Origin of the sequence: Sinomonas sp., from assembly GCF_051955515.1 — a bacterium.
Classification (GTDB): domain Bacteria; phylum Actinomycetota; class Actinomycetes; order Actinomycetales; family Micrococcaceae; genus Sinomonas.
Window position 1 is genome coordinate 1 of sequence record NZ_JBQCGQ010000145.1, and the last position, 9806, is coordinate 9806.

7 protein-coding genes are annotated in these 9806 nt (G+C 69.0%); 6 read left to right on the plus strand and 1 reads right to left on the minus strand.

Annotated elements, in window-relative coordinates; all coding sequences use genetic code 11:
* The 4 genes from ACTHL9_RS08055 to ndk all read left to right on the plus strand — a co-directional run.
* On the plus strand, positions 1-1750 hold a 1750-nt coding region (locus ACTHL9_RS08055; RefSeq protein ID WP_440518331.1), incomplete at its 5' end, for a class I tRNA ligase family protein.
* Positions 1747-3120, plus strand: coding sequence for a bifunctional folylpolyglutamate synthase/dihydrofolate synthase (locus ACTHL9_RS08060; protein ID WP_440518332.1), 1374 nt, complete (start codon positions 1747-1749; stop codon positions 3118-3120). The genes ACTHL9_RS08055 and ACTHL9_RS08060, both read left to right, overlap by 4 nt.
* On the plus strand, positions 3120-3599 hold the full coding sequence (locus ACTHL9_RS08065) for a DUF4233 domain-containing protein (RefSeq protein ID WP_440518333.1): 480 nt from the start codon (positions 3120-3122) through the stop codon (positions 3597-3599). The genes ACTHL9_RS08060 and ACTHL9_RS08065 overlap by 1 nt, the downstream gene beginning before the upstream one ends.
* Positions 3600-3637: 38 nt before the next feature.
* Positions 3638-4054, plus strand: coding sequence for a nucleoside-diphosphate kinase (gene ndk / locus ACTHL9_RS08070; RefSeq protein WP_440518334.1), 417 nt, complete (start codon positions 3638-3640; stop codon positions 4052-4054).
* Between the two features lie 185 nt (positions 4055-4239).
* On the opposite strand, the gene ACTHL9_RS08075 is transcribed toward ndk, so the two are convergent.
* On the minus strand, positions 4240-4887 hold the full coding sequence (locus ACTHL9_RS08075) for a vitamin K epoxide reductase family protein (RefSeq protein ID WP_440518335.1): 648 nt from the start codon (positions 4885-4887) through the stop codon (positions 4240-4242).
* Between the two features lie 379 nt (positions 4888-5266).
* Here ACTHL9_RS08075 and ACTHL9_RS08080 point away from each other — a divergent pair, with 379 nt between their 5' ends.
* Both ACTHL9_RS08080 and ACTHL9_RS08085 read left to right on the plus strand, forming a co-directional pair.
* Positions 5267-8521, plus strand: coding sequence for an Rne/Rng family ribonuclease (locus ACTHL9_RS08080; RefSeq protein ID WP_440518336.1), 3255 nt, complete (start codon positions 5267-5269; stop codon positions 8519-8521).
* A gap of 2 nt (positions 8522-8523) precedes the next feature.
* On the plus strand, positions 8524-9806 hold a 1283-nt coding region (locus ACTHL9_RS08085), incomplete at its 3' end, for a bifunctional hydroxymethylpyrimidine kinase/phosphomethylpyrimidine kinase (protein WP_440518337.1).

Consider the following 9806-nt stretch of genomic DNA (forward strand, 5'->3'; position numbering starts at 1 on the left):
CGAGTATCCGCGGACGGACGTGTACGGCTCGCTGGCAGAGCTCGAGCGCGACTTCGGCCGGCTCCCGCTCAACCACGACGGCCAGCCGGACCTGCACCGGCCGTTCATCGACGAGCTCACCCGGCCCAACCCCGACGATCCCACGGGGGAGTCCACGATGCGGCGCGTCCCGGACGTCCTGGACGTGTGGTTCGACTCCGGGTCGATGCCGTACGCCCAAGTGCACTACCCGATGGAGAACCAGAACTGGTTCGAGACGCACAACCCCGGCGACTTCATCGTCGAGTACATCGGCCAGACGCGCGGATGGTTCTACACGCTGCACATCCTTGCGACGGCGCTGTTCGACCGGCCGGCGTTCCGGAACGTCATCAGCCATGGCATCGTCCTCGGATCGGACGGACAGAAGATGTCCAAGAGCCTGCGGAACTACCCGGACGTCTCCGAGGTCCTCGACCGCGACGGCTCGGACGCCATGCGCTGGTTCCTCATGGCGAGTCCGATCCTCCGCGGCGGCAACCTCATCGTCACAGAGCAGGGCATCCGCGACGGCGTCCGGCAGGTGATCCTCCCGCTGTGGAACGTGTACAGCTTCTTCACGCTGTACGCGAACGCCTCCGAAGGCGGGCAGGGCTACGAGGCGAAGCTGCGCTACGACGGCTACAGCGACCCCCTCGACCGGTACCTCCTCGCCGAGACGGGTCGGCTCGTGGGCGGTATGCGCGGCCATCTGGACGCGTACGACATCTCGAACGCGTGCGAGCTGCTGCGCGAGTACCTCGACATGCTCACCAACTGGTACGTCCGGCGCAGCCGTCAGCGCTTCTTCGACGAGGACGCCGACGCATTCGACGCCCTCTACACGGCGCTCGAGGCGGTGTGCCGTGCCGCAGCGCCGCTTCTCCCGCTCGTTGCCGAGGAGATGTGGCGGGGCCTCACCGGCGGCCGCTCCGTGCACCTCACCGACTGGCCCGACAGCGCGCTCTTCCCCGATGAGCCCGCACTCGTCGAGCAGATGGACCAGACTCAGGCCGTGTGCTCGGCGGGTTCGTCCCTGCGCAAGGCTGCGAAGCTGCGGGTGCGCCTGCCGCTCAGGGCGATGACCGTCGTCGTGCCTGGGGCCTCGGGCCTTGCCGGGACGGAGTCGGTGATCGCGGATGAACTCAACCTCAAGTCGGTGCGCCTCCTGGACACGGAAGATGCCTCGCCGGAGGAGTTCGGCATCGAGCAGAAGCTCGTGGTGAACGCCCGAGCTGCCGGGCCACGCCTCGGCAAGGGAGTCCAGCAGGCCATCAAGGGGTCGAAGTCGGGCGACTGGTCAGTGGCCGACGACGGCACCGTGACGGCCGGCGGCATTGCCCTCGAGCCGCAGGAGTACTCGCTCGAGACTGTCGTGGACGCGGCGAGGGCGGGGGGATCGAGCGCGGTTGCGATGCTGCCTGGCGGCGGCTTCGTGGTCCTCGATACCGAGGTCACTGCCGAACTGGAGGCAGAGGGCCACGCGCGCGACCTCGTCCGCGTCATCCAGCAGGCGCGCAAGGACGCGGATCTGAACGTGAGCGACCGGATCCGGACCAGCGTGACGGCTCGCGAGGATCTCATCGCCGCCGCCCGCGAGCACGCCGAGCTGCTCAAGGGCGAGACGCTGAGCGTCGAACTCGAGCTCCTTGTCGCGGACATCAACCCGACGGCCGTGGTGGAGCGCGTTCCCAGCGACCTGGAGACTGCGGCAGGGGAGGGTGCCAGGTGAGCCAATCCACGAGCGCGCCTGCCACCGTCGAGGAGGTCTACGCCGAGCTGCTCAGCCGCGCGCCGGAGAACAAGATGGAGCCGCGTCTGGCCCCGTTGTTCCGGGCGATGGACGTGCTGGGCGAGCCGAATAAGGCCTTCCCGATCGTGCATATCACGGGTACCAACGGGAAGACCTCGACCGCCCGGATGATCGAGGCTGGCCTCCGCGCCCACGGCCTGCGCACCGGTCGCTACACGAGCCCGCACCTCAGCCGGGTGACTGAACGCATCAGCATCGACGGCTCGCCGGTTCCGGATTCCACTTTCGTGCGGATCTGGAACGAGATTGCGCCGTACATCGGCATCGTCGACGCAGAGCTGACGGCCGCCGGACAGCCGCGCCTCACGTATTTCGAATGCGTGACGATCCTCGGCTTCGCGATCTTCGCGGACGAGCCCGTGGACGTGGCGGTGATCGAGGTAGGCCTCGGAGGGATCACGGATGCGACGAACGTGGGCGACGGCGTGGTCTCGGTCGTCACGCCGATCTCCCTCGACCACACCGACCTCCTCGGCGACACCACCGGAGACATCGCCCGCGAGAAGGCAGGCATCATCAAGCCCGGCGGCTTCCTCGTGAGCGCAGCCCAGCCGTCCGACGCCGCACAGGTCCTGCTGGAGAAGGCGCGGGAGGTCGGCGCGGAATTCCGCTTCGAGGGTGTTGAATTTGGCGTCGAGGCTCGGACTCTCGCCGTCGGGGGTCAGCTGGTGACCGTGCAGGGGCTTGCGGGCCGGTACGAGGACCTCACGGTGCCGCTGCACGGCGCACACCAGGCGGAGAACGCGGCCGTTGCGGTGGCGGCTCTCGAGGCCTTCCTCGGCGGAGGGGAGCGCGAACTCGACGCGGACGTGCTCCGCGATGCGTTCGCGACCGTCACCTCCCCGGGCCGTCTTGAAGTCGTGAGGACGTCACCGACCATCGTCGTCGACGCCGCGCACAACCCGGGCGGGATCCAGGTGAGCGCCCAGGCCCTCAAGGAGGCGTTCGACTTCAGCCGCCTCGTCATCGTCCTCGGTGTCCTGCGGGAGAAGGACGCCGAGGAGATCCTGCGCACCCTCCAGGAGGAGTTCCAGGACGAGTCGGTGGAATACGTCTTCACCCAGTCCGCATCTCCCCGCGCCATTCCTGCCGACGAGCTCACGGAGCTCGCGCTCGACCTCGGCTTCGACGAGTCGGCGATCAGCACCGAGGAGAAGCTCGACGACGCTATCGCCCACGCTGTCGAGCGCGCCGACGAGGTGGGCGACTTCGGGGGCGCAGTGCTCATCACAGGGTCGATCACGGTGGTGGGCGAGGCGCGTCTCCTGCTCGGGAAGGACGTGGCCTGATGGCGCGGCTCACCAAGGCGCAGCGCGAGTGGCGTCCGGGGATGCCGCGGCCCCGGCGCTCGATCCGCGTCCAGTTTGCCTCGGTCATGCTCCTCACCGAGGCGTTCGTGGCGTTCTTTGCGACGCTCGTTGTCTTCGGCCTCAGGGGGCGTGATTTCGGCCCCGGGGCGGTCCTCGGCGTGGGCCTGACCCTCGTGGCGGTGCTGATCCTCGCCTGCGCGGTCGTGAAGCGGACGTGGGGACTCGCGCTCGGTTGGGTCCTCCAACTTGTGCTCATCGCGCTGGGCCTCGTGGAGCCCACGATGTATTTCGTGGGCGCGGTCATGACCCTCTGCTGGTGGTTCGCCATCCGCACGGGCGCTCGGCTGGACCGCGAGAACCTGCAGCGGGACCGGGAGCAGGCCGAATGGGAGCGGACCCACCCGGAAGCGGGAGGCACCGAGCTCGGCGGGTCCGGGGGCGAGGCTCAGACTCAGTAGACTGAGGCTCGATCCCACACGCCTACCTAGGAGCCACTGTGAGCGCAGAGCGCACCCTCGTCCTCGTCAAGCCCGACGGCGTCTCCCGCGGCCTCACCGGCGCGATCCTCGCGCGGGTGGAAGCCAAGGGCTACCGCCTCGCGGACCTCAAGCTGCTGACCGCCTCCCGCGAGCTCCTCGAGCAGCACTACGCCGAGCACGAGGGGAAGCCGTTCTACGAGCCGCTCCTCGACTTCATGCTCAGCGGGCCCGTGGCGGCCGCCGTCTTCGAGGGTGAGCGTGTCATCGAGGGCTTCCGCTCCCTCGCCGGCGCAACCGATCCCACTATCGCGGCGCCGGGCACCATCCGCGGCGACTTCGGGCGGGACTGGGGCCTCAAAGTGCAGCAGAACCTCGTGCACGGTTCCGACTCGCCCGAGTCGGCGGAACGGGAGATCGGCATCTGGTTCGCCTGACCGTTTCGGGTACACCAACCAACCCCGATTCGCGTTTCTGGTACAGAAACTCCACTGCTGACCACGGCGGGCGGCGACCTCATCAGGGAGGTCGCCGCTCGCCGTCGTCGTCTGGGGAAGTATCTGTACCCGAGCTGATCTGGGAAGGAATTATCTGTACCCGAAACGGAGAGCGGGGAGGGGAGTCACATGGTCGAGGGCACGAACATCGGAAGGAAGCGGAAGAAGATCGACGCGATGACACCGACGTACAGCACGGCCACGACGACCCAGCCCCACTCGCCGAGCGCCCGCACTAGGCCGGCAGGCGCGGGGATGACCCGATGCTGAAGATTGCGGACAGTCGTCCAGACGAACATCGGGATCATCATGGCCCACACGATCATGCACAGCGGGCACAGGATGCCGATGGCGTAAAGGGCTTGGCTCCACAGCCACACGATGAAGACGAAGCCAAGCGTCACGCCGGTCTGGAGGCCGATCCAGTACCAGCGCCCGAAGCGAGCGCCACTGAGGATTCCCATGGCCGTGGTGGTCGTGATCGCGAACGCGACGATGCCGATGAACATGTTGGGGAAACCGAATGCCGAACTCTGCCACGTGCTCATGACCTCGCCGCAGGAGATCCAGGGATTGACGTCGCAGATCGTCGTGTGCTGGGGGTTGACGAGCTTCTCGAGCTTCTCGAGCACGAGCTCGCCGGAGGCAAGCCAGCCCACCACGCTCGTGACGAGCAGGAGCCAGGCAAAGGGGCGGGTCCTCGTCATGACGGGACCGGACTCGTCCGGCCGCGTCGAGGGGCGGATCTGCTCGGCGTCGGGTGCCTTCGTCATGGCTGGGGCGTCCTTCCTGCGGTGATGCCCCGATTCTAGGCCGCGAGTCTGACACCGAGCTGGTTGGGGTCGATGTGAGACAATTCAGATGGCCGGACGCCGACCCACATTCGGCGGCCGGTCCGATGCACTGCCACGAAGACCGCCGGCTCAACGCCGGGCGCACGGGAATTTTCCCGCCTGCCGCCCGCTGGGTCCCAGCGGCACCTTGCCGGCCGGACAGGCCGCGGGTCCTCAGGGCATCGGCCCGAACGGACGGCAAAGCCGCGGCCGATCGGGTACCGGAGACGACTTCGTCGGCGCCTGCGGGTGCCGACACGTGGTGCCGTCCCGACGCCGAATGTGGCGGCGTTGCGGGCGGCTTGTGGAGTACGCGCAAATGGACATTGACCAGCAGTCCCAGGAAGGCGCCGCACGCCAGCCCGAGGAAGCAGCGCCGGCTAAGGCCCGCCGGGCGCCTCGCAAGGCCAAGGCGGTCCCCGCCGAGTCGGTGGAGACCCCGAATACGGGCTTAGCGGCGCCGGAGGGCGACGGCGCGCCCGAGCAGGCGTCGTCTCAGCCGGAGGCGGCGGAGAAGCCCAAGAGGGCTAGCCGCAGCCGGAAGAAGGTCGTAGAAGTGCCGGTGGAGGAGAAGTCCACCGAGACGGCCGAGGACCAGTCGGTGGCCGAGGCCGCCGTGGCAGCCACCGAGACGGCCGCCGAAGAGACCCCGGCCGCGCCGCGGAAGGCGGCGACCCGGTCGCGCCGAACGTCGGCTCGCGCCGCAGCCGCGCAGGCGGATTCGAAGTCCGCTTCCGCCAACCCGAGCCTGCCCTTGGCGGACGACGGCGACACCTCGGCAGAGCCTGTTCCGGCGGCTTCGGCGTCGCGAGCCAAGAGCTCAGTGCGGGCACGGCGTCGCGCGTCCGGCGCGGCTTCAGCGGCGCCGACGACCCCGGTCGCCGAGCGGTCAGCCGAGGAATCGTCGCCCGTGGAGGCTGTCTCGGCTTCCAAGGCTGCCTCGGCCAAGGCCCCCTCGCCCGAGAAGCCTGTGGCTGCGGAGCCGAAGCAGCAGCCCGAAGCGGAGGCCGAGCCGGACGTCCGGCAGCCTGTCGCCGAAACGCCGGCGGAGGAGGCTCCGAGCCCGTTCGCCGCGCTGTTCAGCGAGCCGCTCTCGCCGACGTCGATGATCTTCCAGGCACCTGACCTCAGCGTCATCTCACGCCCGACGCCTCCGGTTGTCGCCGAAGCCGAGGACGAGGAAGAGGAGGACGAGGAGTCGAGTGGGGCCCGCCGTCGTCGTCGGAGCCGCGGCCGCCGTGGGCGGGGTCGCCTCGAAGAGGGCGCAGAGGGAAACGCCGAGGACTCCGAGGAATCTGAGGACGAGGACCAGGAGGAGGTGACCTCCCGCCGTCGTCGTCGGCGTCGTCGGGGCGAAGCCGACCTCGAACTCGAAGGCGGTCAGGATGACGACCCGCCCGGAACCATCACGCGCGTCCGCGCCCCCCGGACGCCCTCCGAGAGCACGAGCAACCGTGTGCAGAGCGTCAAGGGATCGACTCGGCTCGAGGCGAAGAAGCAGCGCCGCCGCGAGTCCCGCGAGTCGGGACGCCGCCGCCACGTGATCACCGAGGCCGAGTTCCTCGCGCGGCGCGAGTCGGTGGATCGGCAGATGGTGGTGCGCCAGAAGGAGGACCGCATCCAGATCGCGGTCCTCGAAGACGGTGTGCTCGCCGAGCACTTCGTCTCGAAGACCCAGCAGGATTCGCTGATCGGCAACGTGTACCTCGGCAAGGTGCAGAACGTCCTGCCGTCGATGGAGGCAGCCTTCGTCGACATCGGGCGCGGGCGCAACGCTGTCCTGTATGCGGGCGAGGTCAACTGGGACGCGGCTGGCCTCGAGGGTGCCCCGCGCCGCATCGAGAACGCCCTCAAGTCGGGCGACTCGGTTCTGGTCCAGGTCACGAAGGACCCGGTGGGCCACAAGGGCGCGCGGCTCACGAGCCAGATCTCCCTCCCGGGGCGGTACCTCGTGTACGTCCCTGGCGGGTCGATGACGGGCATCTCCCGGAAGCTCCCCGACGTCGAGCGCAACCGGCTCAAGCGGATCCTCAAGGACCGTCTGCCCGCCGACGCCGGCGTGATCGTGCGCACCGCGGCCGAGGGAGCGAGCGAGGAAGAGCTCACGCATGACATCAACCGCCTGCGCGCCCAGTGGGACGCAATCCGGAATCAGGCGACCTCCACGAAGGTCCTCGCGCCGGAGCTCCTGTACGCCGAGCCCGATCTCACCATCAAAGTGGTCCGGGACGTCTTCAACGAGGACTTCTCGAAGCTCATCGTGAGCGGCGAGGACGCATGGGACACGATCGAGGCGTACGTCACGTATGTGGCACCCGACCTGCTGGGTCGACTCGAGAAGTACCAGGGCGAAGCTGACGTGTTCGCCGAATGGCGGATCGACGAGCAGATCCACAAGGCGCTCGACCGCAAGGTCTTCCTGCCGTCGGGCGGCTCTCTGGTGATCGACCGTACCGAGGCCATGACGGTCATCGACGTCAACACCGGGAAGTTCACGGGCTCGGGGGGCAACCTCGAGGAGACCGTGACCAAGAACAACCTCGAGGCGGCCGAGGAGATCGTCCGGCAGCTGCGGCTGCGGGACATCGGCGGCATCATCGTGATCGACTTCATCGACATGGTGCTCGAGTCGAACCGGGATCTCGTCCTCCGCAGGCTCGTCGAGTGTCTCGGGCGGGACCGCACGAAGCACCAGGTGGCCGAGGTGACGTCTCTCGGACTTGTCCAGATGACGCGCAAGCGCATGGGCACGGGCCTGCTCGAAGTGTTCAGCGAGACCTGCGAGGTCTGCGGCGGTCGCGGCGTGATCACTCATGAGGACCCGGTGGAGAAGGGCCGGCCTCAGGGCTCGACCTCCGAGCATCAGCCCGTGCGCAGTGACGCGGCGCAGCAGGGCGCACGGCAGGACCGCTCCGATCGTACCGATCGCTCCGACCGCCGTCGGCGGCGCGGCAGGTCGGGCCAGCCTGAGGCGCCCGCTGGCGGCCCGGCTCACGAGCACGTCGGCGAGGTCGACGACGCCGAGCGCCAGGCGCGCGCACAGGCAACTAGGGCTGCTCTGGCCGCTGTCGCTGCCGCAGCCCACGCTGCCCACGTGCACGATGACGAGAAGGCGCGAGCAGTCGTTGAGACCGAGCATGCCGCAGCTGAACCCCAGGCCGAGACGCCTGAAGCTCCAGCCCCCGCCTTGCAGTCTCCCGCACCTGGGGCGCCGGCTTCCCCGCACGTGCCCATTCTGACGATTGGTGGCGAGCGGATCGAGCTCCCCGTTGGGGAGACCCGCGCACCGGCGCCGCGTCCTCAGCCGGCGCTGAGCCTTGACGCGCTGAGCCACGCGTTCGACGAGCTCACCGGCGAACGCCACACGGGGGAGGAGCGCCCGGGCAAGCGGCGCCGGAGCCGGGGGGCCCGCAGCGGCCAAGGTTCCGCCGAGGTGACACGGGTCGACGAGACCGAGGGCGCAGTGGGCGGCAAGACGAGCAGCTCGGCCTCGCAGCCGGCGCCCGCTCCGTCCAAGCCGGATGGTGATGAACCGCTGATTCTTGGCGTCGGAGTTCCGGCGTCGGAGCTCTAGCGGTGGGCCGCCGCATTCCGCGCGTTCTGAGCATTGCCGGCTCCGATCCATCGGGCGGAGCCGGCATTCAGGCGGACCTCAAGAGCATTGCCGCGATGGGCGGCTACGGGATGGCTGCCATCACGGCCCTCACCGCGCAGAACACGCGCGGCGTGACGGGAGTCCATACGCCTCCCGCCGACTTCCTGAGGGCCCAGCTTGATGCGGTGTCGTCGGACATCGTCGTCGACGCCGTCAAGATCGGCATGCTTGCCGATGCCGAGGTGATCGCCGCCGTCGGTGACTGGCTCGAGCGAGCGCGGCCCGCCGTCGTCGTCCTCGATCCGGTGATGGTCGCGACGAGCGGCGATCGGCTCCTCGCGGACGACGCCGCCGCGGCCCTCCGCGGGTTGCTCGCCAAGGCGGACCTCGTCACACCGAACCTCCCGGAGCTCGGCGTTCTCCTCGACGAACCGGTGGCGCAGACGTGGGCGGAGGCCCTGGCGCAGGCCGAGCGGCTGTCCGAGCGGATCGGCGCGGTGGTCCTGGTCAAGGGCGGGCACCTGAGCGGGGTCGACTGCCCTGACGCACTTGTCGATGCGGCAGCTGACGAGGCCGCCCGGATCGTCGAGGTGCCGGGAATCCGCATCGACACGCGGAACACGCATGGCACGGGGTGTTCGCTCTCCTCTGCCATGGCCACGATGCAGGCGCGGACGGGTGACTGGTCCGCCTCCCTCAAGGTCGTGAAGGAGTGGCTCCTGGGCGCTCTGGCGGCCTCAGGCGAGCTCGAAGTCGGAGATGGGCACGGACCCGTGCACCACTTCCACCACGCCGAGGGGTCGGTTCCCCTCGCGGACGGCGAGTTCGCGGCCCGCTTGTGGGACGCCGCGGCAAAGATCCGGGCCGAAATCGACGCACTGCCCTTCGTGGCGCAGCTCGACGCCGGCTCCCTCCCTGAAGCGCAGTTCGCGTACTACCTCGCCCAGGACGCCCAGTACCTCAACGGGTTTTCCCGGGCCCTGGCCCGGGCGAGTGCCCTGGCACCGACCGAGGAGGAGCAGACCTTCTGGGCCAACTCGGCCCAAGTGTGCCTCGTAGTCGAAGCCGAGCTCCACCGAACCTGGCTCGCCCAGCATCGCCTGCCCCCGGGCGAGGCGCTCAGGCAGGGTCCGGTCACCAAGGCGTATCTGGACCATCTGCTCGCTGCCTCGGCCATGGGCAGCTATGCCGTGCTCGCGGCGGCCCTACTCCCGTGCTACTGGATCTACGCCGTGGTGGGCGAGGAGCTGCACAGGCGGCATCT

Bases quoted from the DNA above. Each gene is read 5' to 3' on its own strand.
- ACTHL9_RS08065 (WP_440518333.1), top strand. From the start codon at position 3,120: ATGGCGCGGCTCACCAAGGCGCAGCGCGAGTGGCGTCCGGGGATGCCG.
- ACTHL9_RS08080 (WP_440518336.1), top strand. From the start codon at position 5,267: ATGGACATTGACCAGCAGTCCCAGGAAGGCGCCGCACGCCAGCCCGAG.
- ACTHL9_RS08075 (WP_440518335.1), bottom strand. From the start codon at position 4,887: ATGACGAAGGCACCCGACGCCGAGCAGATCCGCCCCTCGACGCGGCCG.